Below are 24655 nucleotides of genomic sequence, written 5' to 3'. Positions count from 1 at the left end.
GCTTTGGGACGACAACCTCGCCGATTTTTTCATCAGGAAGCAACTATGCATGTAGAAGGTTTTTTCGAGTGGCTGGGCCAGGCACTGGGGTCGTTGATCCGCTTCATCGTCGACGCATTGAGCGGGCTGTTCAACCTGCTGGCCAATGCCGGTGGCAACTTCATCGATGGCCTGTCGCGCACCTTGGGCATGGACACCTCGCTGCTGAGCATCCTGGCCCTGATCATCGGCCTGATGCTGCTGTACTCGGCAATCCGCGCATTCATGCGCGCCTCGATCATCCTCGGGATCATCTGGCTGGTGCTGGGGCTGTGGGTGATGAGCTGGGTGATCCACTGATCTGCGCGGTCTTTGTGGGAGCGGCCTTGCGTCGCGATAGGGCTGCACAGCAGCCCCAGGATTTCAGCTTCGCCGCTTGAATTGTCGGGGCCGCTTTGCGGCCCGATCGCGACGCAAGGCCGCTCCCACATTGTCCGCGTAGAGCGGGCCTCTAGCGGGCCTTCACCGTCATCTCCCCTTGCCCATCGCCCACGGCCTGCAGGTTCGGCCGGTACATCGATTCGACCTGCGGCGGCGGCACGCGGTAAGTGCCCGGGGTCACTGCTCGCGCCAGGTACAGCAGGTGGGTGGTGCCATAGCCGTCAAGCTTGAGCGCGGCAACATAACGGTCATCACGGTACTCCTGATGCACCACGCTGGCGTTCTGCATCGACTCGCGCCACGCCTTCACTGCACTGCTGGCGTTGTCCAGGCTGGCGGCGCTTTGAGCCAGGTTCTGGTTTTCCAGCTCCAGGCCTGCCGGCAGCAGGTCCACCACCAACGCATCCGGCACGCGGTCCTCAGCCTTGAGCGCCAGGTGCACGAGCACAAGGTCGCCACTGCGCAGGTTGTGCAGGTCCAGCGGCTGGCCATTCATACCCAGGTACTCTCTGCGAATCTGCAGGCCGTTGCCGCCAGCAGCAGGCGCCTGCCGTGGGTAGCCCGACAAGGTCAGCTGCTGGTACAGCGTCTCGTTGCCTTCATTCTGCACGCTCAGTGGCGAGGCCAGTAACGGGCCTTCCAGCTTCATACCGGCGTCGGCATTGTTCAACTCGCGCACTTCACCCGCGCTGTCCAGGCGTGCCTGCCACTGGCCTTCCGGCTTGCCCAGCAGGCCACGGCCAGCGAGGAACAGTGCATTGCGCTCTTGGGTCGACAGCCAACGGTTGGCTGCCAGTTCATCCGACAAGGCGAACAGGCGCTGATCGACCTGGCTGCTGGCCAGGTTGCTTTCCTGCAGCAGCGCCAGGATCAGCGCCTGGTCACGCAGGGCGCTGCCATAATCGGCCAGCCAGCCTTTGCCCCGGCTGATGCCCAGGCCCGCCTGCAAGGCTTGCTCGGCACGCGGTTTGTCGCCCATTTTGTCCAGCGCCACTGCCAGTTGTACCAGCGGCAGACCGGAGCGGGCATCGGCGCGACGTTCGAACAGCCCGCGCAGGGCACCCAACGGCGCCTGCTGGCTGCGCGACAGCACCAGCGCCGCATAGGCCTGCACGGCAAAGCGCGTATGGTCGGCATTTTCGCTGTAGTCGACTTCGATCAGGTTGCGCTCCTGCAGGTAACGCAGCAGGCGCTCACTGGCCTTCTTCAGTGCCTCGGCGGGCACGCCGTAACCTTGGTCACGGGCACGCAGCAGGAAGTCGGTCACATAGGCGGTCAACCAGTACTCTTCCTCACTGTCCGAACTCCACAGGCCAAAGCTGCCGTTGTAGCGCTGCATCCCCAGCAAGTGCTCGATGCCCATTTCGATCTTGCGCTTGCGCACATCCGCCGGCTCGCCCTTGATGCCCAGGCGCTTGAGGCTGTCGGCATCGGCGTACAGCGAGGGGTACAGGCCACTGGTGGTCTGTTCGAGGCAGCCGTAGGGGTAGGCTTGCAGCGCGCGAATCTGCTCGGCAAGGTTCAGCGGCGGCCGGCTCGACAAGGCCAGGCTGGCTTCCAGGCCAGCGGGCTCGAAGGCGGCCAGGTCTGCTTCGGGCAGGGTCCACGGCTGGTCCTTCAAGGCCACGCGGTAGTGCTTGAGCATTGCCGGGTAGGCCGGGCGCACGCCCAGCGTCCACTCACGTTCGAACGCCTTGACCGGCTCGTTCGGCAGTTGCAGGCCCGTCACCCGGACATGCACCTTGCCCTGCCCCAGGCCTCCCTGGGCCTGCACCGGAATCATCAGCGTCGAGCGCTGCCCTTCGGCCAGGTTAATGCTCTGCACGGCGTTGGCCGCCAGGCTCAGTTGCCCATCCGTGGTGATTTCGACGCTCAGTTGCTGGGCGCGGCCGGACAGGTTGGCCAGGTCCAGTGCCAGGCTGGTACGGTCGCCACCGGCCAGGAAGCGCGGGGCCGAAAGCTCGGCAATCAACGGCGCGGCGACCACGGTCTTGCCTTCGGCCATGCCGAAGTGCTCTTCGGTCCAGGCCTGGGCCATCAGCCGCAGTTCACCGTTGAAGTCGGGGATGTCGACCGTGGCCTGGCCCTCACCCTTGTCGTCCAGTGTCACCGGCAGGCTCTGCTGGGCGACGATGGTTACCGTAGTGTTGGGGCGCTTGCCCCCCTTGGCCATCGCTGCGTCACCACCGAACGCCAGGCTGGCCAGGCGGCCTTGGCCGGCCTCTATCAACTGGCCGTAGATGTCCAGTTGATCGGCACCATAGGCCTTTCGCCCGAACAGGCTGGCGAACGGGTCGGGAGTTTTGAAATCGGTGATGTTGAGGATGCCCACGTCCACCGCCGACAACAGCACATGCACCTGCTTGGGCACACTGCCATCGGCGTTGGCGGCCTTTACCTTCACTGTCAACGGCTGTTTCGGGCGCATTTTTTCCGGTGCCTGCAGGCTCAGCGCAAGCTTGCGCTCGGCGCGGTCCAGCGGCAGGTGCAGCACGCCCACGGCGCGCTTGGGCGTGGCATTGGCCTTGCGCTCACCAGGGCGGATAACCAACGCGCTGATGTACAGGTCGTGACGGGCCCAGGCCTTGTCCAGTTGCACGTCAAAGGTCTTGCCCTCGGCGGGCACATCGATCTCCTGCCACCACAGCGGGCCATCGCTGGACTCGATCATCAGGTAACCGCTGCCCGCAGCGGGCGGAGTGACGGTGACCTTGGCGGTAGAGCCATCGGCGTAGGAGGGTTTGTCCAGCGCCAGCTTGACCTGGTCCGGCCGTACCGCGCCGCCCTCAGCGTTGTCCTGGGCACGATAGCCGGCCCAGAAGCGCTCACTGGATACCAGACCGGTCTGCGGGTCTTCGACTTCGACGCGGTACGGGCCCCATTCAACCTGGAAGCTGAGCTTGGCGGTGGAACCTGCCTTGACGCTGATCGTCTCTTCGTTCTGGGTCAGGAACTTCTCGTTGTAGGCGTAGCTCCAGCCGTCGCTTTGCGAGTAATTCCAGTAGTAATCGCGGCGTTCGCGAACAAGGCGCACCTTGAGCGCGTCGGCCGCCAGTTTGTTACCGTCGCGGTCGGCCACCAGGAACTCGAATTCCACCGGCCCGTTGCTATCAGTTTCCTCACCTTCGAACAGGCCTCGCAGGCCCGGCAGGCGCTCAGCAGGCCAGATAGGCTGCTCCAGGCGCCGGGTGATCGGCCGGCCACCCGACTCCTGCAGACTGGCCTGCACGGTAAGTTGCAGCGGAGAGCGGGCCTCGGCCCAACGGCTTTCGATATCGACCACCGCCTTGCCGGCCTGGTCAAGGGTGACTTCGTCCAGTTCCAGGTCCTGGTTCAGATCGGTTTCGGTGACCGAGCCGAACTGGTAGCCAGGCAACGCCGGTACGGCCTCGCGCAGCGGGCGTACATAGGCCTGACCGCTCAGGCGGTTGCCGGCGGCCGGCGCACCATAGAGGTAACGGCCATTGACCTGGATACGCGCATCTTCATCCGGCGAAAGCGGTGTGCTGCTGCCCTTGAGCTCCAGCGCCAGGCGCTCGGGCAGGAAGTCTTCAACGAGGAATTCATAGACCTGCTTGCGCCCGCCACCCAGGTCGAGCAGCAGTTGCCAACGGCCAGTCGGGGCCTCGGTGGCCAGTTGCAACTGGTATTGGTACAAGCCATTGCTGTCGGCTTCCCAGACGAACTTGCGGCTCACCTGTTCATCCGGGCGACGCACTTCCACGCTCACCGGCTGGGCTTTGACCGGCTTGCCGTCCTGGTCGCGCAGCAGGCCGTTGAGCAGCACCGTCTCACCCGGGCGGTACAGGTCACGCGGGCCGAAGATGAAGAACTGCAGCGGGTTGGCCTGAGGCCCGGTGATGTCGAATTCGGCCAGGTCCAGGGCTGCGGTGTTCAGGCGCAGCAGCGTGGTATGCACGCCCTGGGTGGCAATCAGGGTATCGGCCTTGGGCGTGATCGGCAGCTGGGCATGCCCCTTGCCATCGCTGGTGGCCTGGGCCAGCAGCTTGCCCTTTTCGTCATGGATTTCCAGGTTGACGCCGCTCAGCGCCTTGCCGCCTTCCAGGGCTTGAGCAAACACGTCGATGCGATCGCGGTAGCGGTGGGCCGACACGCCGATGTCGCTGAGGGTGAACAGGGTTGCCGGCTGAGAATAATCGTAGGTACCCGAGGCGCGCATCACTGCCAGGTACACGCCTGGCGCCTGCAACGGCTTGATGCCGGCAATCGGCAGCAACACGGTTTCGCGCGTGTTGCGCGCCGGGTTGAGATCGAAGCGGCCGCTGTAGACCAACTCAGCCATGTCCAGGGTTTCCTTGGACTGGTAGTAGTACAGGCTGCTGTTGCGTCCCCAGTTGGCCAGGAAGGCCGAGAGCATGTCTGGCTTGACGCGGAAGAACTCGACATCCACTTTGTCGACGTTCAGGGCAATCACCGGCAGGCCCTCGGCCAGGCGCGTAGGCAGCAGCGAACCGCGGCTGGCAAAGCCGATGGTCGGCTGCATGTCGCGGGTTTCCAGGCGGGTGATCGACTCGCTGTCCAGCTGCTTGCCGTTGACTGCCAGCAGGCCCTTGTCGACGGTCAGCACCAGCTTGCGCTGCGGCTCCAGGTGGCGCAAACGCAGCTCCATCTGGTTGTCGGAGAGTTCCCAGGCACCGTCGAGCTTGCCTTTGACGGTGTCTACCAGGTGCACCTTGGTGGTGAAGTCCTGCTTGGCATCCAGCGGTACGGAGAAGCTGATCGACAGCGTTGCCGCGCCATCGAGCTGCACTTCCGATACGTCCAGCACCGTGAGTTCGCGGCCCTCGTAGCGCTTGGCGAGCACGGTCGGGTCCTCACGCTTGGGGGCGGAGGCTTCGGCGGGCGCGGGTGCCACTGACTTCTCGACCGGTGCTGGTTTACCCGGCGTGGAAGAGTCACAGGCACTGAGCAACGCCAGCGCGCAGGCCAGCAACAATCCTTTGTTGAACATGAGATAGGAACTCTTGGGCAGCGTGTACGTGAGGGCAGCAACTATAGCGCAACGTCAGGTGCAGCACCCGGCGTTGCGCGCCAGGTCAGACCATGGTCGCGCTAAATGGTTGCCTGGTCGGTACACTGTGGCCATTCGTTAAAAGGGGGCCGCGTTGCGCCCCTTCGCGGGCTCGCCCGCTCCCACGGGTTTGGCGCCGGCCACCAGAGCAACACTTTCCTGTGGGGGCGGAAGCCCGCGAAGGGGCACACAGCGGCCCCAAAATCTCATGGAATGCACATGCCCCAACTCGCTGCCGACTGGCGCCACCGCCCCACCCACCGCAAGGTCTGGGCGTTGGCCGCGCCGATGATCCTGTCCAACATCTCGGTACCGCTGGTGGCGTTGGTCGACAGCACGGTCATCGGTCATCTCCCGCACGCCCACCAATTGGGCGCGGTAGCTGTGGGCGCCACCTTGTTCACCTTCATGGTCGGCCTGATGGGCTTCCTGCGCATGGGTTCCACCGGCTTCGCTGCTCAGGCCGCCGGCCGTGGCGACGGTGCAGCGCTACGCCAGGTCCTGGTGCAAGGGCTGCTGCTGGCGGTCGGCTTCGCCCTGTTGATCGGCCTGCTGGCCCTGCCCTTCAGCCAGCTGGCACTCCATGCGATGCAACCCAGCGCAGCCCTGCAGCAATCCACCGAAGACTTCTTCCACACCCGCCTGCTTGGCCTGCCTGCGGCGCTGGCCAGTTACGCGCTGGTCGGCTGGTTCCTCGGCACGCAGAACGCCAGGGCTCCACTGGCCATCCTGCTGACCACCAACCTGCTGAACATCGCCTTGAACCTGTGGTTCGTGCTGGGCCTGGACTGGGGTGTACTGGGCTCGGCGCGGGCATCGGTGATTGCCGAATGGACTGCCGCCCTGCTCGGCCTGGCCCTGACCCGCCCGGCCCTGCGGGCCTACCCGGGGCAGATCGTGTGGGCAGCGCTCAAGCGCTGGCAGGCCTGGAGGCCACTGCTGGCGGTGAACCGCGACATCTTCCTGCGTAGCCTGGCGCTGCAACTGGTGTTCCTGCTGATTACCGTGCAAGGCGCACGCCTGGGCGAAGCGACCGTGGCGGCCAACGCCCTGTTGCTCAATGGCCTGCTGCTGACGGCCTATGCGCTGGATGGGCTGGCCCATGCGGTGGAGGCCTTGTGCGGCCATGCCATTGGTGCCCGTGACCGCGACACCTTGCGCCGCTCGCTGGTGGTCGCTTGTGCTTGGTCACTGATCACCAGCCTGGGCTTTGCCGGGCTGTTCCTGCTGGGTGGGCACCTGTTCATCGACTTGCAGACCGACATCGAAAGTGTGCGGGCGGCGGCTTATCCGTATTTGCCCTACCTGGCGTTGCTGCCGCTGATCGCGGTGTGGAGTTACTTGCTGGATGGCTTGTTCATCGGCGCGACCCGGGCGCGGGAAATGCGAAATGCAATGCTGGTTTCGGTGTTGATTGCGCTGCCGGTGGCAGTGGCCATGAGCGGGTTGGGCAACCATGGGTTGTGGATGGCGTTTCTTGGGTTCATGGGGTTGCGGGCGGTGACGTTGGGGTGGGTTGGATGGAAACTGAAACTGGAGGGCAAGTGGGTCACAGGGCCCGGAAACACAATATGAAAAATATGCTCATTACAAGCAACAGGGAAGGCAATATGAGGCTTTAGGTAATTTCAATTATGGCGCAACTGGAACTGCTGCTGGCCTTTCGGAGGAATTCCTGTTGAGGGGGGGCGGGATGGGCACAGAGCCGCGCGGGGACCAGTAATTCAGCATTTGGATCATGGTGGGGCAGTTCCCCTTATGGCGACGACCCCGAGGATCAGGAATGGATCAAGAAAGGGATCGAATATGCCAAGTCATTCGGGTATTAGATGGCTGATTGCTTGCCTGCTTCTGCTTATCCTCGGTCAATCCCTATGGATCTTCTCCAGAGATGCAAGGCCTGTGTTGACCAAGATTGTTTCTGAAACTCCAATTGGCAAGCAGAGTGCCATTTATGAGGTGCTCAGCGATGCTGGTGGGGCGACAGTGCCGCTGACCTACTTGTACTTTGTGGCTGAAAAACAACAGCACGATGATCAGGTCTTGAAAGGCCTTGAAAGGCTGACGCCTTTCCTGGTCACTCGACAATCGGGCGCCGTGCTGCACGTGGAGGGCCTGAAAATAACGGCGCGGACTGAGGAGCAGGTCTACAGCTATTCGAGTACCACTCTTCTCGAAGAGGGTGGCGCAGTATTGCCCATTACAATCGAACTCAACGCGACATCTCACCGAGAGTGATAGTCAAAGGGGCCGCGCAACGGCCCCTTTGCATTTCAGGAGGACAGGTACGAAGACCGGGTCAAGCCCAGGCGCAAGGCATCCAGATACTGGGTCCGCTCACGCGCAGTGATCTTGGCGCTGGCAACCTTGTCGCGGTAATGCGTCATCAACTCTTCCGGCGACAGGTGCACGTAGCGCAGCATGTCTTCGATGGTGTCGTGGGTTTCGATACCGGCGTGGTACACGCTGCCGTCGGCATTCTGGTAGATGTTCACCGAATCGGTGTCACCGAACAGGTTGTGCATGTCACCCAGGATTTCCTGGTAGGCACCCACCAGGAACACGCCCAGCAGGTAATCCTCACCCTCCTTCACCGCATGCACCGGCATGCTGGTTTCGATGCTCTGCTCGTCAACGTACTGGTTGATCTTGCCGTCGGAATCGCAAGTCAGGTCCTGCAATACCGCACGCCGCATCGGCTCTTCGTCCAAGCGGTGCAGCGGGATGATCGGCAGGACCTGGCCGATGGCCCAGGTGTCTGGCAGGCTCTGGAACACCGAGAAGTTGCAGATGTACTTGTCGGCCAGCTTGTCGTTCAGCTCGTCCAGCACCTGGCGGTGCGAGCGCTGGCGGGCTTTCAGCGAGTTGTGCAGGCGGCGGCACACGGCGAAATAGCACTGCTCGGCCAAGGCCTTCTCGCCCAGGCTCAGCTTGCCATCGGCGTACTGCGCGGCCACATCACCCATGTAGTGGGTGGCGCGCCAGTAGGTCTCGGTGACCATCTCGATGTCGGTCGGGCCAAGCAGGTCGACCAGCCACTGCACGGTCTCGGGCAGGGCTTCCTTGTTCTCGATGGTCGGTACGTCGTCGTTGTGTTTCTCGACGTCGGTCACCTGGATCACCAGCATGGCGTGGTGCGCGGTCAGCGAACGGCCACTCTCGGAGAAGATGTGCGGGTGCGGCAAGCCCTGCGCGTCGCAGAACTCCTTGAGCATGCCCACCACCACGCCGGCGTAGTCGTCCATGTCGTAGTTGATCGAGCTGGCATTGCGCGAGTGGGTGCCGTCGTAGTCCACACCCAGGCCGCCACCCACGTCGATGTGGTCGACCGGCAGGCCCAGCGCACGCAGTTCGCCGTAATAACGGATGGCTTCCTTGAAACCGTGCTGGTAGTCAGCCAGGTTGGCGATCTGCGAACCCATGTGGAAGTGCAGCAGGCGGATGCCCTGATCCAGGCCCGCATCGCGGAAGCGCTGCACCACCGAAAGCAACTGGGCGGCGGACAAACCGAACTTGGACTTCTCGCCACCGGTGTCGGCCCACTTGCTCGAGGCCAACGACGACAGGCGAACGCGCAGGCCAACCTGTGGTTTCACCTTGAGCTCGGCGGCCTCTTCGATCACCAGGGCCACTTCCGACTCTTTCTCGATGACGATGAACACATTGTGGCCAAGCTTCTGACCCATCAGCGCCAGGCGAATGAACTCACGGTCCTTGTAGCCGTTGCAGACGATGGTACCGCCCTTCGGCGCCAGCGCCAGCACTGCCAGCAACTCGGGTTTGGAGCCGGCTTCCAGGCCGATGGAAACGTTTTGCGTGGCGATGATGTTTTCCACCACCGCTTCCTGCTGGTTGACCTTGATCGGGTACAGCGCGGTGTACTGGCTCTGGTATTCCAGGCGCGCGATATTGGCGTCGAAGGCACCGGTCAGCTGGCGCACACGGTCCTGCAAAATGTCAGGGAAGCGCACCAGCAAGGGCAGCGACAAGCCGCTCTGGCGCAGTTCGTCGACCTGTTCGAACAGGTCGATCGGAGCGCTTTGAGGGCCGTTGGGGCGTACTTCGACGCGCCCGGCTTCATTGATGGCGAAATAGCCAGCGCCCCAATGGCGGATACCATAAACACTGCGGCTGTCGGCCACGGTCCATTGGCTACCATCGTCTTTGCGTGTGCGTCGTACGGACATTCAAGTCCCCTATAGATAAGTCGAAGACACTGCCCGCAGGCAGCGGGGCGAGTGTAAAAGCTGAAAATGACGATTCATCCGTGCTCAGGCATAGACTCTGACCACGGGAACGAGTTTAGAAAGCGCTGGGCAAAAAATCGCGCGATGGCCTCAGCCGCCGGACTTTTTCGCCTTGAAACCCTGTTTGGTCAGCTCGCCGATCAACAGCTCGACATGGTCGCCCTGGATCTCGATAACCCCGTCCTTCAAGGCGCCGCCGGTACCGCAGCGGCGCTTGAGCGTGGTCGCCAGCTCTTTGAGCTGGTCGGGCGGCAGCGGCACGCCGGTGACAGTGGTCACGGTCTTGCCGCCACGGCCTTTGCTTTCGCGGCGCACGCGGGCAATGCCGTCGCCTTCGGGGATGATTTGCTGCTTGCAGGTGCAGGCGTCCACCGGCTGGCCACAGTCGGGGCAGTGCCGACCGGCGTCGGTGGAGTACACGAGACCGCCAAGGGCGGAAAAGGAAGAAGCTTTCTTGGCCACTTTTGTTCCTCGGTGCTGAGGACAAAAACTGGTCGTGCCTTGGGGTTGAGGCCGACCGCGAAGCCCCACTCTGGCAGGGGCGGCGCTACTGCTGCAAGAATTGCGGCAGCCCGAAAAGGGCGCGCAGTGTAACGATAAATACGCCGGTTGTGTAGGAGCGGGTTTACCCGCGAACAAGGGCAAAGCCCTTGCCCTGCGAAACGGGTGTCTGGGCCGGTATTTCGCTGGCAAACCCGAGCCTACAAAGTGGCCTTGTAGCGCTGCAACGCCGCCAACGAGTCCGGGCAATAAGGCTTGCTCAGGCTTTCCTGCTCAGCCTGTTCCAGACCGATGAAGCGCGCTTCAATAACCTCTTCCGGCTGCAACCGCAACGGCGCATCCGACACCGCCGAATAGACCGCGCACCACAAGCGGTTATCCGGCTGGTCGAAATAGAACCGCTCGTGAAAGCGCAGCTCGGCGCCCTCGATGCCCAGCTCTTCGGCCAGCTCGCGCGCGGCCGACTCGGCATACGCTTCGCCAGCCGCGACCATGCCGCCCGCTGCCACATCCCAATAGCCGGGGTACAGCGCCTTGCTCAGCGTACGCCGGTGTACACACAATTCACCGGCACTGTTGAACAGCAGAATGAACGTGCATCGACCGATCAGGCCACGCTCGCGCAGCTCGGCACGGGGCAAGGCGCCCAGTACCTGGTCGGTTTCGTCCACCCAGGTGACCAGCTCGCGGTCGGAAGCCGCCCGATGGGCGGCCTCGGTTGGGCTGATAGCCATCATCAACCCTGCGACAGCAGCTGACGCAGATCGATAACCGCAGCGTTGGCCCGGGAAATGTAGTTGGCCATGACCAACGAGTGGTTGGCCCACATGCCGAAGCCACTGCCGTTGAGCACCATCGGGCTCCACAGCGACTCTTGCGAGGCCTCCAGCTCACGGATGATCTGACGCACGCTGACGGTGGCATTCTTCTTCGCCAGCACGTCGGCGAAGTCCACCTCGATGGCACGCAGCAGGTGCGACAGCGCCCAGGCTTGGCCACGGGCTTCATAGAACACGTTGTCGATCTGCAGCCATGGGGTTTCCACCAGCTCCTCATCCACCTGCGGCGCCTGGCCGGCAACGACCGACTCGGTCTTCAGCGTGGTGTTGAGCTTGACCCGGCCAACGCTGGCCGACAGGCGCTGCGACAGCGAGCCCAGACGGGTGGCGACGTCACCCAGCCAGTTGTTCAGGTTGTCGGCGCGGGTATAGAAGATAGCGCCCTTGTCGCCGGCAGCCAGACGGGTCTGGTAGCGGGTCAGCGACTTGATGCCCTCTTCGAACTCCGACTCGCTCGATGGCAGGATCCAGCTCTTGTTGTCGAAGTTGAAGCGCGGCTCGGCCTTGGCCAGGTCGGCGTCTTCGGTGGACTGCGACTGCGAACGGGCGAAGTCTTTACGCAGGGCACGGGACAGGTCGCGGACCTGGACCAGCACGCCATATTCCCAGCTTGGCATGTTGTCCATCCACAGCCCTGGCGGGAAGCGGTCGTTGGAAATGTAGCCGCCCGGCTTGTTCAGCAAGGTGCCGGCCACGGTCTTGAGGGTTTCGACGGTGGTATAGCCCACCACCATCTGCTGGCCAGCACGTTCGGCTGCGGCCTGGGCGTTTTGCTGCACCGGGAACAGAGCAGGCTCCTGGCTCCAGTACCAGCCCAGGCCGATACACACCAGCAGGTACAACCCGATCAGGGTCCCCAGGGCACGGCTCCAAAGGCCGCCAAGGTAGCTACGGGCGGCAGCGCCGCGCCCGTCGACACGCTCACGGGGCTCGGCTTTGGCCTCGCGGTTTTTCCAGTCCAGCATGGCTTTGTCCTTATCAGTCACGACGGTTCAGGGGCTTTGACCACAGGCCTGCGCTAGCGTGCCACGGGAAGCCCGAATGGCTGCACTATAAAGCAGACACCACCGTACGCATAAGCGACCATTCAGTCAGCAACTGAATATTCGTTCTGCCCGCTTTGTTGACGCAGGGCACTCACGCACGTGAAAAGAGCTGCTAGCATAGAGCCATCATTGCCCCTGCACATCCCAACCTATAAGTAGCCAGGACATGAGCCAAGCAGTCGAGCCTACCCCGCAGTGCCCCGTCCAACAGTTGACGCGTAACGGCCTGCGCAAGGACGACCCGCTCGACCAACTGCTGCTGCCCGTGCGCAAACCGGTGTACATCCTGCTGCAGGACCACGAGCGCGCCCAGCGCCTGGCCCAGCAACTGGAATTCTTTGGTCTGGTGGTGCAAGCGTTGCCCAGCGCCGCAGCGTTTCTCGCCTCGATCAGCGAGTACCCGCCGTCGGCCATCATCATGGATGTCGACTTCACCGGCGCCGGCCTGGGCTTGCTGCTGGCCGCTCAGGTGCAGCAGGGCCTGGCACGCTCCATTCCGTTGCTGTTCTTCAGCCATCACGAAGCCGACACCCCTACCCGCCTTGCCGCAGTACGCGCCGGCGGTCAGGACTTTCTCACCGGCAGCCTGGAAGCCTCCAGCTTGCTGGAAAAGGTCGAACTGCTGACCAACACCGCCCCGCACGACCCGTTGCGCGTGCTGATCATCGACGATTCGCGCACCCAGGCCATGTACACCGAGCGTGTACTGGCCGGCGCCGGCATGCTCACCCGCAGCCTGACCGACCCGATCCGCACCATGGCCGAGCTTGCCGACTTCCAGCCCGACCTGATCATCCTCGACCTGTACATGCCGGCCTGCACCGGCCCGGAGCTGGCCAAGGTAATCCGCCACAGTGACCGTTATGTGAGTGTGCCGATCATCTACCTGTCTGCCGAGGACGACCTGGACAAACAACTGGATGCCATGAGCGAAGGCGGTGATGACTTTTTGACCAAGCCGTTTCGTTCACGCCACCTGATCACTACCGTGCGCAACCGCGCCGCCCGCGCCCGCCATTTGAAGGCGCGCATGGTCCGCGACAGCCTGACCGGGCTGTACAACCACACCCATATCCTGCAGCTGCTGGAAGACTGCAGCTTCCGCGCCCGCCGTGAGCAGCAGCCGTTGAGCTTTGCCATGCTCGACATCGACCACTTCAAGAAGATCAACGACCGCCACGGCCACCCCATGGGCGACCGAGTGATCAAGAGCCTTGCCCTATTCCTCAAGCAGCGTTTGCGCAAGACCGACTTCATTGGCCGCTACGGTGGCGAGGAGTTCGCCATCGTCATGCCCAATACCGCGCTGGATGCCGCACACAAGGTACTGGACGAAATTCGCCGGCGCTTTGCCGAAATTCTCTACCCGGCGCAGCCGCGGGATTTGCAGTGCACCTTCAGTGCCGGGGTGGTGCAACTGGATGAGGGGCTGGATGCACTGACCATGGCCAGTGCAGCGGACGAGGCGCTGTACCGGGCCAAGCATGCGGGGCGCAATTGCGTCGTTCGTGTAGAGCCCTGAAATTCGCACTCACTGTGCCGGCTTCTTCACAGACTCGCCCGCTTCCCCAGGCATTTCACACACCTCAAATCTGGAGGTAAACCTGTGGGAGCGGGCAAGCCCGCGAAGAGGCCAGTGCCGGCCACACCAATGGAGGCACTGTGCCACTTTTTTTATGACACCAAGCCCCTGGCGTCATCACCCCGTCACAAAATCGCAATAACTTCAGGCGCCTACCTCTCCCCTGCGCAGGAAGTTCGCGGCTATGCGCCTGAAGTGGCTGACCAATTTCAACACGCTGTTGCTGGTGACCGTGTGTATCGCCTTGGGCGCCACCCTGTGGTGGTCACAGCGCGCCCTCGAGCGCCCCTACCAGCTGATGGAGCGCTATCTGGGCCTGTCCCAGCAGTTCCAGAACCAGGCGGCGCGCAATATCCAGGCTTACCTGGGCAGCGGCGACGCCCTGCGCCAGGCCGCCGCCATGGAGGCGAACCAACAGTTGCAGGCCGCACTGACGGACTGGCCGGTAGAGCTGGCCGAGAAGTTGCGCCCCAGCCTGGATAGCCTGCAGGCCTTCACCGCCAACGAACTGCTGGCCGCCGGCAAGCTGGCCGGCGACCCACAAGCCCTGCTGCTGCAAGCCGAGCGGGAGCTGGGGGCGAACTTCGAGCAGATGGCCAGCTACGCCCGCGACAGTGGCAACGCCGAGGCCAATCGCTACTTGCTGCCCTTGCTCGACGCCACCCTGCATCTGGGGCGGCTGTCATTGGCTCGCGACAAGCTGGTCAGCAGCGGCCGCCCAGAGCTGGCCGACGAGGTCGAGCGCGAGCTGCAACTGATCCGCGCCCAGGCCCAGACGGTCGACGGCCTGCCACTGCTCGGCGTAACCCGCACGGCCGAATCCGGAGCCGACGACTTCGCTGCGATGATGGGCCTGGAATCCCAGAGCAGCGCCCAGCAGGAAGACATTGCCGTGGGCCTCAAGCGTGAATTGCAAAGCCTGCTCAACCGCTACCCGGCCGAACTGCAACGCACCCGTGAACAGATCGAGCGCCGCGCCGAACTGGCCGCCACCACCGGCCAGCGCCTGGAAGCCGTACAACAGGCCATCGCCGCGCTGGAACCCGAAGTACGCGGCCAGCATGCGAAAATCGCTGCCGAGGTGCGCATCATCCAAGGCCTGATGATCGGCCTGATCCTGCTGATCGCCCTATTGATCGATACGCTGCAACGGCGCCTGGCCCGGACCCTGACCGGACTGGCCCCGGCCCTGTCACGCTGGGCCGAGGGCGACTTCGCCCAAGCCATCGCCCTGGGCAAGACCAACCGCGAACTGCACGACATCCAGGAGTCGCTCAACCGCCTGCGTCAGTACCTGGTGGAGCTGGTCGGCACCATCCGCCATAACGCCGAGCAGGTGGCCGGCAGCAGCCACGCCCTGGCCGGCATGAGCGCTGCGCTACACGGCGGCGCCGAGCGACAGGCCGGCGATACAGGGCAGATCCGCGATGCCTTGGGCGAGCTGGAAGCGACCATTCAACAAGTGGCTGGTGATGCCAGCGCAGCCGCCGAGGCCAGCCGCGATGCCGGGCGTGCGGTGGAACAAGGCCAGGCGGTAATCGGCCAGAGCCTGTCGGGCTTGCGTGAACTGGTCGATGAAGTGCAAGGCAACGCCCGCATGATCGAACAATTGGCGGAAGAGTCGGCCACCATTGGCGGGGTACTGACGGTGATCCGCTCGATTGCCGAGCAGACCAACCTGCTGGCACTGAATGCCGCGATCGAAGCGGCCCGTGCCGGCGAGATGGGCCGTGGCTTTGCCGTGGTCGCCGATGAGGTGCGCTCACTGGCTCAGCGCACCACGGGGGCTACCGGCGAGATCCAGGCGTTGATCGACCGCCTGCAGCAGGCCGCCAGAAGTTCGGTGGCAGGGATGCGCGCGCAACTGGAGCATGCCGAGGCCACGGCCAACCAAGCCCAGGCGGCGGATGGGGCGCTGGATGAGATTGTCTGTGCCATTCGCACCATTTCCGATACAGCGGTGCGGATTGCCGATGTCACGGCACAGCAGAGTGGCGCGGTGAGCGAGATTCGTGACCACAGCGAGCGGATTCACGAACTGGGTGAAGACAACCTGCAGCGCATTGGCGAGGGGCGTGAACAAGGTGAACAGCTGCTGAGCCTGGGCGGTGAGCTGAACCGGGCGGTGCGAGCGTTCAGGGTCTGAGTCGGCGGGTGGTCGTCAGGACAGGTGTAGCAGCTGAAGAGGGTTTGACGTGACATGTGTTGCGTCTGGGAGATCGAGCGCCGCCCGCGCGGCGCTTCGCGGGTAAACCCGCTCCTACGTTTGTTTCGGGCCAATTATTCCTGCGCATCCGTTATCATGCCGGGCACGTTCCACCTCGCGAGTCCGCCATGCGCCGCCTGTTTTTCATGCTGTTCCTGCTGCTGGCCAGCCCGGCCTTCGCCACAGGCCTGCTCGACAACCGCCCCAGCGCCACCCTTGGCGCCGCTTCGCTGGCCAACAACGCCGACTTCCTGCCGGTACACGAGGCCTTCAAGCTCAACCTGGTCCAGGCCGATGCGCAAACCATCAAGCTGCGCTTCGTTGCCACCGATGGCTACTACCTTTACCGCCACCGCTTCCAGTTCCGCACGGAACCGGCCGATATCACCCTGGGCACACCGAACATCCCCAAGGGTGAGGCCAAGCACGATGAATTCTTCGGCGACGTCGAGGTGTACCACGGCGTGCTCGATATCGAGTTGCCACGTAAAGACCCGCGCGCCTTCACCCTGCTGGTGGGCTACCAGGGTTGCGCCGACAAGGGCTTGTGCTACCCGCCGGAAACCGCACGCCTGAGTATCGATGGCGAAGGCGTTGCAAACACGCCAGCCACCCGCGAACACGGCTGGAACTGGAAGTCGCTGCTGCTGTTCTTCCTCGCTGGGGTCGGCCTGACCTTCACCCCCTGCGTGCTGCCGATGTTGCCGATCCTTTCCGGTGTCGTGCTGCGCGGCCAGGTTGGCGGCGTGCGCGGCCTGGCGCTGTCGCTGGCCTACGTGCTGCCAATGGCCGCCAGCTTCGCGGTGCTCGGCGCACTGATGGGCCTGTTCGGCGCAAGCCTGAACCTGCAGGCGCGCCTGCAGTCGGCCTGGGTGCTGGTACCTTTCGCGCTGTTTTTCGTAGTGTTCGCCCTGGCCATGTTCGGCCTCTTCGAACTGAGGCTGCCCCAGGCCCTGAGCAACCGCCTGAACAACGTCGCCAACCACACCCGCGGCGGCTCGCTGCTGGGCGCAGCTGTGCTCGGTGTGCTCTCCAGCTTGCTGGTTTCTCCGTGTGTATCGGCGCCCCTGGCCGGTGCCTTGCTCTATATCAGCGCCAGCGGCGATGCCCTGGGTGGCGCACTAAAGCTGTTCGCCCTGGGTTTGGGCATGGGTGCACCGCTGCTGCTGGTGGCCACCGGTGGCGCGGCCTGGCTGCCCAAAAGCGGCCCGTGGATGAATACGGTAAAAAACGCCATTGGCGTACTGCTGCTGGGGCTGGCCATCGGCTTGCTCAGCCGTGTACTGCCGGGCCCTGCGACCTTGCTGCTGGTCGGTTTCCTCGCTGCGGGTGTGGCACTGTTCCTCGGTGCGCTGGAATTCGTCGTCAAGACGACGGCCCAGCGCCTGGCGCAACTGCTCGGTCTGGCCTTGCTGGTGTACGCGCTGGCTTGCTGGTACGGCGCCCTCACTGGCCAGGGCGACCCACTGCGCCCACTGCCGGGTGCGTCACTGGCCGCCAGCGGCGGCCTGCCGGCAGCAAAAGCCGATGCCTGGCAGACCATCACCACACCTGATGCCATGGACGCAGCCCTGGCGCAAGCCAAGGCCGCCGGCCAGCCAGTGCTGCTGGACTGGTACGCCGACTGGTGCATCAGCTGCAAGGTGATCGAGCATGAGGTGCTCAATGCACCGCAGGTGCAAACACAGCTGGCCGGCTTCAAACTGCTGCGGTTCGACATCACCGAAAGTAATGCCGAGCAACGCAAGCTGCTCGACCGCTATCAGCTGTTCGGCCCACCCGCCCTGCTGTTTTTTGCTGCGAACGGCAGCGAAATTACCGCTGATCGGGTGATTGGCGAGATAAATGCCGGTGAATTCGCGCAGATTCTGACGCGCGTGCGCGGCAAAGTCGGTCTATAACTTCCCGCGAGCTCGGAAAAATCCTGAAATGAGTGACCGGATTTAATTATCCGGTCACATACTTCGCGCGAACCTCGGACATCGTGCTGGCTATTGCCGGGAACTGGACACTTGCCGTTGCTTTACGGCACACTCGCCGCGCTGTGTCGAATTGCCCTACAAATCCAAGGAATCCGCAGATGGCAACGCTACTGGTGCTCCACGGCCCAAACCTCAACCTGCTCGGTACTCGCGAGCCAGGCCACTACGGCGCCGTGACCCTGGCTCAGATCAACCAGGACCTGGAGCAACGTGCCCGCGCCGCAGGCCACCATCTGCTGTACCTGCAGAGCAATGCCGAATACGAACTGATCGACCGCATTCACGCCGCACGCAACGAGGGTGTGGACTTCATCCTGATCAATCCGGCTGCTTTCACCCACACAAGCGTCGCATTACGTGACGCATTGCTTGCGGTGAGCATCCCATTCATCGAAGTGCACCTGTCCAACGTGCACAAACGCGAACCGTTCCGTCACCACTCCTACTTTTCCGATGTTGCCGTAGGGGTGATCTGCGGTCTGGGCGCCAGCGGTTATCGCCTGGCCCTGGAGTCCGCGCTGGAACAACTGGCTGCCAACGCACAGCCCAAATGATGAAAACCCTGGCCTAAGTGGGCCGGGGTTCGAGAGAAACGTTTCAGATACGTTTTTTGTATTTCGCCCCCTGACCGAACCTTTGGGAGTTGATGATTAATGGATATCCGTAAAGTCAAGAAACTGATCGAGCTGCTGGAAGAGTCTGGCATCGACGAACTGGAGATCAAGGAAGGCGAAGAGTCGGTCCGTATCAGCCGTCACAGCAAGACCCCAGCTGCCCAGCAGTTCTACGCACCGGCGCCTATGGCCGCCGCCCCTGCCGCTGCGCCGGTTGCCGCTGCTGCGCCAGCCGCCGAAGCCACTGCTGCCGCCCCGGCCCTGAAAGGCACCGTGGTCCGTTCGCCAATGGTAGGTACCTTCTACCGCAAGCCTTCGCCGACCTCGCCTAACTTCGCTGAAGTTGGCCAGTCCGTGAAGAAAGGCGACACCCTGTGCATCGTCGAAGCCATGAAGATGATGAACCACATCGAAGCCGATATTGGCGGTGTCATCGACGCCATCCTGGTAGAAGACGGCCAGCCGGTTGAGTTCGACCAGCCGCTGTTCACCATCGTTTGAATCGCGGAGAGCCAACGATGTCTGGGAAGCTCGAAAAAGTCCTGATCGCCAACCGCGGGGAAATTGCCCTGCGGATCCTGCGTGCCTGCAAAGAGCTGGGTATCAAGACCGTCGCCGTGCACTCCACTGCCGACCGTGAACTGATGCACCTGGGCCTGGCAGACGAGTCGGTCTGCATCGGCCCTGCATCGTCCAAGGATTCCTACCTGCATATCCCGGCGATCATCGCTGCCGCCGAAGTGACTGGCGCCACTGCGATTCACCCGGGTTACGGCTTCCTGGCGGAAAACGCCGACTTCGCCGAACAGGTGGAAAAATCCGGTTTCGCCTTCATCGGCCCGAAAGCCGACACCATTCGCCTGATGGGCGACAAGGTTTCGGCCAAGGACGCGATGATCAAGTCGGGCGTACCGACCGTACCGGGCTCCGATGGCCCACTGCCAGAAGACGAAGAAGTTGCCCTGGCGATTGCCCGTGACGTCGGCTACCCGGTGATCATCAAGGCCGCCGGTGGCGGTGGTGGTCGCGGCATGCGCGTGGTGCACAAGGAAGAGGACCTGATTTCCTCGGCCAAGCTCACCCGTACCGAAGCCGGTGCTGCCTTCGGCAACCCGATGGTTTACTTGGAGAAGTTCCTGACCAACCCACGTCACGTGGAAGTGCAGGTACTGTCCGACGGCCAGGGCAACGCCATTCACCTGGGCGACCGCGACTGCTCGCTGCAGCGCCGTCACCAGAAAGTACTGGAAGAAGCACCAGCACCGGGCATCGATGAGAAAGCCCGTCAGGAAGTGTTCAAGCGCTGCGTCGATGCGTGCATCGAGATCGGCTACCGTGGTGCCGGTACTTTCGAGTTCCTGTACGAAAACGGCCGCTTCTACTTCATCGAGATGAACACCCGCGTGCAGGTTGAGCACCCGGTATCGGAGATGGTCACTGGCATCGACATCGTCAAGGAGATGCTGAGCATCGCCGCTGGCAACAAGCTGTCGTTCCGCCAGGAAGACGTGGTGATCCGTGGCCACTCGCTGGAGTGCCGGATCAACGCCGAAGACCCGAAGAAGTTCATCCCGAGCCCAGGCAAGGTGAAGCACTTCCACGCCCCGGGCGGCAACGGCGTACGCGTCGATTCGCACCTGTACAGCGGTTATTCGGTTCCGCCGAACTACGACTCGCTGATCGGCAAGCTGATCACCTACGGCAAGGACCGCGACGAAGCCATGGCGCGCATGCGCAATGCCCTGGACGAGATCGTCGTCGACGGCATCAAGACCAACATCCCGCTGCACCGCGACCTGGTGCGTGATGAAGGCTTCTGCAAAGGCGGCGTCAACATTCACTACCTCGAGCACAAACTGGCCAACCAGGAGTGATCGTGTAGTGTGATGTACCAGAACCCCGGCCCTGTGCCGGGGTTTTTCATTGCCTGCCAGAATCTGGGGCCGCGTTGCGGCCCCAGGGCTCTACCCCTTCATCCGCGGCATGTCGATGCGGTGCTCATGCACTCGCCGATAAAGCGTCGCCCGCGAAATGCCCAAAGCCCGTGCCGCATCAGCCGGCTTCCAGCGATGGCGGATCAGCGCGTCCAGCAACAGCTGCCGGGCCGGGCACGACACCCCGCTTTCAGCCGAGCCAACCGCTTCACCGCGCACCTCCTGCGGCAGATCCTGCAGCCGCACCTGCCCGCCCTCACTCACCGCACAGGCATACCGCAACACCTGCCGCAGCTGGCGCAAATTGCCCGGCCAGCGATAAACCAGCAGCGCCTGCAGCGCGTCATCCGCCAACACCACCTCCACCCCGCAGGCCGCCGCCTCTTCGGCCAGCAACTGGTGAATCAGCCCCAGCCGGTCATCACGCTCACGCAAGGGGGGAAGCTCGAAACGGGCATTGGCCAGGCGGAAGTACAAGTCTTCACGAAATCGCCCGTCCTCCACCATCGCCGCCAGATCGCGATGGGTCGCACAGATCACCTGAATATCCACCCGCTCCCGCCGCGCGGCCCCCAGCGGCGCCACCTCCCCCTCCGCCAGCACCCGTAGCAGGCGGGTCTGCAGGTTCAGCGGCATGTCCCCGATCTCGTCGAGGAACAGCGTGCCGCCATCGGCCTGCTGCAACAGCCCTTGCATGCCTTTACTGGAAGCCCCGGTGAAGGCCCCGGCCACATAGCCGAACAACTCGCTCTCGATCAGGGTTTCCGGAATGGCCGCGCAGTTCAGGGTAACGAACGGGCCATCACAGCGCTGGCTTTGCTGGTGCAGCTGGCGGGCGAATACCTCCTTGCCGGCCCCGGTCTCACCCAGTACCAGCACCGCCAGGTTGCAGTCCTTGACCCGCGTGGCCAGCCGCAGGTGTTGCTCGATACGGGTGTCCTGGGCCTGGCGCACAGGCTGCGCACGCTGGCGTTGCTGCGGTGCACTGACCCGGCCATACAAACCACCCAGACCGGGCAGGCGCTGGGCGGACGACGCGCTCACCCGGCGCAGTTGGTCGATGTCGAACAGTTCGCCTATATGCTCGGGCAAGCGCCCCAGGCGTTCCACCAAGCGTTGCCGCGCCAGGCTGTTGATCGCCTGCAAGCGGCCATCGGCATCCCAGGCCAGCAGGTAGTCGGGCTGGCTCTCCACATAGCCCGGCGTACCATGGGCGCGCATCACCCAGTGGCCTTGGGCGCTGTGCATGAAGAAGGCGTTTTCGATCTCGCGGGCCGTTTGCTCGACCAACTGGCGGATCAGGTGCTGGCTGCGCCGATCGTCCGGCGACTGCAAGGCCGACACATCGACCACGCCCAACAACTCGCCCAACGGGTCGAACACCGGCGCCGCTGTGCAGGTCAGGCCGATGAAGGCGGCGCGAAAGTGATCGCGCTTGTGCACCGTGACCGGGGCCTTGCTGGTCAGCACCGCCGCCACACCGCATGTGCCCTCCTCGCCTTCCGACCAGCAGGTTCCCAGATACAGCCCGGCCTTGCGACAGTCGTTGCGGATGGCCGACTCGACCCGGTAATCGATGGTGCGCCCCTGGGCATCGGTAAGCAGCACACAGTAGTCAGCGCCGCGCACCCGCTCATGCAAGCGCGCCACGGCATCGCTGGCGATGCGCAGGAACAGCTCGGCGCGTTCGCGGCATTCGTTGAGCAGGCTTTGGGAAAGGATACGCGGCCCCTGCTGGGAACCGGGGTCGAGGCGGTACACATCCATGGAGCGGCGCCATGAATCGAGGATCAGCGGTGGTACCGGCGCCTGCGGCAGGCGGTCGGCATTCTTCAACACCCTGCTGACGCAGTCCACATGGGCTCGGGAGTTCGCGGCAAGCATTCAGGCCCTCCGGTTCTCGTTACTGTTTTTATCGTTGTCCGGCCATTAAGCGCCTCTGGGCATGCCCCGACAAGCACTGTGTGATTACCGGCTGGCTTGAGACGCAGCGTCTCAGTGTCTCGGCAACGCAGGCCCGGCGCTGGCACCCGGCGTCTCGCCACCCTACCCGTGTAGACCTCCCCGAACACGACCAGAGCCCTCTAGTCCGGGCACTTCAGCTATTGCGAAGAAAGCTGGCACCCCGCTTGCTCCTGCCCTTGCAAACAAAAATACGAGGTGCGCCATGCCGCTACCCGCCCCGATTGTCGGGATCATTGCCAACCCTGCCTCTGGCCGCGACCTGCGCCGCCTGACCGCCAATGCCGGGCTCTATTCGAGCACCGACAAGGCCTCGGCTATCCAGCGCCTGCTGGCCGCTTTCGGCGCCACCGGCATTGGCCAGGTGTTGTTGCCCAGCGACATGACCGGCATCGCTGCTGCAGTGCTCAAGGCCAGCCAGGGCCCGGGGGCCCGTGACCAGCACTGGCCGGCCATCGAGATCCTCGACCTGCCACTGAGCCAGACCGTGGCCGATACCCGCCTGGCTACCCGGCGCATGGTCGAGCGCGGCGTGGCGATGATCGCCGTGCTGGGCGGTGATGGCACCCACAAGGCGGTCGCCGCCGAGGCCGGTGACGTGCCGCTGCTGACCCTGTCCACCGGCACCAATAACGCCTTCCCCGAACTTCGTGAAGCCACCAGCGCAGGCCTGGCCGGTGGCCTGCTTGCCAGTGGTCGGGTACCGGCCAGCATCGGCTTGCGCCGCAACAAACGCTTACTGGTGAACGTGCCGGAACAACAGCTGGCCGAGTGGGCCTTGGTCGAGGTGGCCGTGTCGCCGCAGCGCTTCATCGGTGCCCGTGCACTCAGCCGCAGCGAGGACCTCTGCGAAGTCTTCGCCTGCTTCGCCGAGCCCCACGCCATCGGCCTGTCGGCCCTGTGCGGTCTGTGGTGCCCGGTGTCACGGCAAGATCCGCACGGCGCCTGGGTACGCCTTGCCCCCGACGCCGAACAGGCGCTGTTGGCGCCGTTGGCGCCCGGGCTGCTGCAAGCCTGCGGCATCACTGCCTGCGGTCCGCTGACACCCGGCGTCGCCCAACGCCTGAGCCTGGCCAGCGGCACCTTGGCGCTGGATGGCGAACGCGAAATCGAATTTGCCGAGCATGACACCCCCACCATCACCCTCGACCACCAAGGCCCACTCAGCGTGGACGTCGAGGCCGTGCTGGCGCATGCCGCCCTCCACCACCTGCTGGCCGTCCCGCGCGGCCACCGGCTGCACCCTGCAAACCCGTGTTGAGACAACCCCGGAGAACAACAAGATGTCCAATCAACTCAGTACTGAACAACTGCTGCATGCCTATGAAGTCATGCGGACCATCCGCGCCTTCGAAGAACGCCTGCATGTGGAGTTCGCCACCGGCGAAATTCCCGGCTTCGTCCACCTGTATGCCGGCGAAGAAGCCTCTGCCGCCGGGGTCATGGCCCACTTGCGCGACAGCGACTGCATCGCCTCGACCCACCGCGGCCATGGCCACTGCATCGCCAAAGGCGTGGACGTGTACGGCATGATGGCCGAGATCTACGGCAAGAAGACCGGCGTGTGCGGTGGCAAAGGCGGCTCGATGCACATTGCCGACCTGGAAAAGGGCATGCTCGGTGCCAACGGGATCGTCGGCGCCGGCGCACCACTGGTGGCCGGGGCGGCGCTGGCGGCCAAGCTCAAGGGCCGCGATGACGTGTCGGTAGCCTTCTTCGGCGATGGGGCATCCAACGAGGGCGCCGTGTTCGAGGCCATGAACATGGCGTCGATCATGAACCTGCCCTGCATCTTCGTGGCCGAGAACAACGGCTACGCCGAGGCCACTGCCTCCAACTGGTCCGTAGCCTGCGACCACATTGCCGACCGCGCTGCCGGCTTCGGCATGCCAGGCGTCACCATCGACGGCTTTGACTTCTTTGCCGTATACGAGGCCGCCGGCGCTGCTATCGAGCGCGCCCGCTCCGGGCAAGGGCCGTCGCTGATCGAGGTCAAGCTCAGCCGTTACTACGGCCATTTCGAAGGCGATGCGCAAACCTACCGCGCCCCTGATGAAGTGAAGAACCTGCGCGAATCCCGCGACTGCCTCATGCAATTTCGCAACAAGACCACCCGCGCCGGCCTGCTCACGGCCGAGCAACTGGACGCCATCGACGCCCGCGTCGAGGACCTGATCGAAGACGCCGTTCGCCGCGCCAAATCCGATCCCAAGCCACAGCCCGCCGACCTGCTCACCGACGTCTACGTCGCCTACCCCTGAGCCGCGGATTACAAGAACAACAGGAGAAC

At 63.6% G+C, this 24655-nt stretch carries 17 protein-coding genes and 1 pseudogene; 12 read left to right on the top strand and 6 right to left on the bottom strand.

Features of this window, described 5'->3' with window-relative positions:
* Window positions 1–45: 45 nt before the first annotated feature.
* Complete coding sequence (locus tag PRJ_RS02955) at window positions 46–339, top strand: hypothetical protein (RefSeq protein WP_004577004.1); 294 nt, start codon at window positions 46–48, stop codon at window positions 337–339.
* Between the two features lie 151 nt (window positions 340–490).
* On the opposite strand, the gene PRJ_RS02950 is transcribed toward PRJ_RS02955, so the two are convergent.
* Entirely contained in the window at window positions 491–5392 is a 4902-nt protein-coding gene (locus PRJ_RS02950) for an alpha-2-macroglobulin (RefSeq protein ID WP_104960720.1), read from the bottom strand.
* A 279-nt stretch (window positions 5393–5671) separates the two neighbouring features.
* On the opposite strand from PRJ_RS02950, the gene PRJ_RS02945 reads away from it, so the two are divergent.
* From PRJ_RS02945 to PRJ_RS02935, 3 genes and pseudogenes are all read left to right on the top strand, one after another.
* Window positions 5672–7027, top strand: coding sequence for an MATE family efflux transporter (locus tag PRJ_RS02945; RefSeq protein WP_104960719.1), 1356 nt, complete (start codon window positions 5672–5674; stop codon window positions 7025–7027).
* A 61-nt stretch (window positions 7028–7088) separates the two neighbouring features.
* Window positions 7089–7175: pseudogene (locus PRJ_RS30590) on the top strand (bacteriocin); the annotation flags it as partial.
* 179 nt (window positions 7176–7354) lie between these two features.
* On the top strand, window positions 7355–7690 hold the full coding sequence (locus PRJ_RS02935; protein WP_256597913.1) for a hypothetical protein: 336 nt from the start codon (window positions 7355–7357) through the stop codon (window positions 7688–7690).
* A gap of 35 nt (window positions 7691–7725) precedes the next feature.
* Here PRJ_RS02935 and speA read toward each other — a convergent pair whose 3' ends face one another.
* The 4 genes from speA to PRJ_RS02915 all read right to left on the bottom strand — a co-directional run bounded on the left by speA (window position 7726) and on the right by PRJ_RS02915 (window position 12004).
* On the bottom strand, window positions 7726–9639 hold the full coding sequence (gene speA / locus PRJ_RS02930; RefSeq protein ID WP_010951840.1) for an arginine decarboxylase: 1914 nt from the start codon (window positions 9637–9639) through the stop codon (window positions 7726–7728).
* A gap of 150 nt (window positions 9640–9789) precedes the next feature.
* Window positions 9790–10161, bottom strand: a complete 372-nt coding sequence (locus PRJ_RS02925; protein ID WP_003255318.1) for a translation initiation factor Sui1 — start codon at window positions 10159–10161, stop codon at window positions 9790–9792.
* Between the two features lie 239 nt (window positions 10162–10400).
* Window positions 10401–10934, bottom strand: a complete 534-nt coding sequence (locus tag PRJ_RS02920) for an NUDIX hydrolase (RefSeq protein ID WP_010951839.1) — start codon at window positions 10932–10934, stop codon at window positions 10401–10403.
* A 2-nt stretch (window positions 10935–10936) separates the two neighbouring features.
* Window positions 10937–12004 (bottom strand): DUF2333 family protein, encoded by a 1068-nt coding sequence (locus PRJ_RS02915; protein WP_014589550.1) that lies wholly within the window; start codon window positions 12002–12004, stop codon window positions 10937–10939.
* 247 nt (window positions 12005–12251) lie between these two features.
* Between PRJ_RS02915 and PRJ_RS02910 the strand changes: the two genes are divergently transcribed.
* The 6 genes from PRJ_RS02910 to accC all read left to right on the top strand — a co-directional run bounded on the left by PRJ_RS02910 (window position 12252) and on the right by accC (window position 20343).
* A complete protein-coding gene (locus PRJ_RS02910) occupies window positions 12252–13607 on the top strand; it encodes a diguanylate cyclase (RefSeq protein ID WP_104960717.1) in 1356 nt (451 codons plus the stop codon).
* A 244-nt stretch (window positions 13608–13851) separates the two neighbouring features.
* Window positions 13852–15813 (top strand): methyl-accepting chemotaxis protein, encoded by a 1962-nt coding sequence (locus tag PRJ_RS02905; RefSeq protein WP_104886743.1) that lies wholly within the window; start codon window positions 13852–13854, stop codon window positions 15811–15813.
* Between the two features lie 188 nt (window positions 15814–16001).
* Window positions 16002–17774, top strand: coding sequence for a protein-disulfide reductase DsbD (locus PRJ_RS02895; protein WP_104960716.1), 1773 nt, complete (start codon window positions 16002–16004; stop codon window positions 17772–17774).
* A 179-nt stretch (window positions 17775–17953) separates the two neighbouring features.
* Complete coding sequence (aroQ, locus tag PRJ_RS02890) at window positions 17954–18409, top strand: type II 3-dehydroquinate dehydratase (protein ID WP_010951834.1); 456 nt, start codon at window positions 17954–17956, stop codon at window positions 18407–18409.
* 99 nt (window positions 18410–18508) lie between these two features.
* A complete protein-coding gene (gene accB / locus PRJ_RS02885) occupies window positions 18509–18970 on the top strand; it encodes an acetyl-CoA carboxylase biotin carboxyl carrier protein (RefSeq protein WP_010951833.1) in 462 nt (153 codons plus the stop codon).
* Between the two features lie 17 nt (window positions 18971–18987).
* Window positions 18988–20343: an acetyl-CoA carboxylase biotin carboxylase subunit gene (gene accC, locus PRJ_RS02880; RefSeq protein ID WP_003255333.1), complete on the top strand. Its 1356-nt coding sequence runs from the start codon at window positions 18988–18990 to the stop codon at window positions 20341–20343.
* Between the two features lie 90 nt (window positions 20344–20433).
* Here the strand turns inward: accC and PRJ_RS02875 are convergent, their stop codons facing one another.
* Window positions 20434–22287, bottom strand: coding sequence for a sigma-54-dependent Fis family transcriptional regulator (locus PRJ_RS02875; RefSeq protein WP_064492936.1), 1854 nt, complete (start codon window positions 22285–22287; stop codon window positions 20434–20436).
* Window positions 22288–22570: 283 nt separating this feature from the next.
* Between PRJ_RS02875 and PRJ_RS02870 the strand changes: the two genes are divergently transcribed.
* Together PRJ_RS02870 and PRJ_RS02865 are read left to right on the top strand one after the other, a co-directional pair.
* Window positions 22571–23626 carry an ATP-NAD kinase family protein gene (locus tag PRJ_RS02870; RefSeq protein WP_064492935.1) on the top strand — a complete coding sequence of 352 codons (1056 nt, stop codon included), beginning with the start codon at window positions 22571–22573 and terminating at the stop codon, window positions 23624–23626.
* A 22-nt stretch (window positions 23627–23648) separates the two neighbouring features.
* Window positions 23649–24626 (top strand): thiamine pyrophosphate-dependent dehydrogenase E1 component subunit alpha, encoded by a 978-nt coding sequence (locus tag PRJ_RS02865; protein WP_010951830.1) that lies wholly within the window; start codon window positions 23649–23651, stop codon window positions 24624–24626.
* Window positions 24627–24655 lie beyond the last annotated feature (29 nt).

Source organism: Pseudomonas sp. XWY-1 (assembly GCF_002953115.1).
GTDB classification, from domain to species: domain Bacteria; phylum Pseudomonadota; class Gammaproteobacteria; order Pseudomonadales; family Pseudomonadaceae; genus Aquipseudomonas; species Aquipseudomonas alloputida.
The sequence above is the reverse complement of the archived record's forward strand: the minus strand, read 5'-3'. Positions and strand labels throughout refer to the sequence as shown.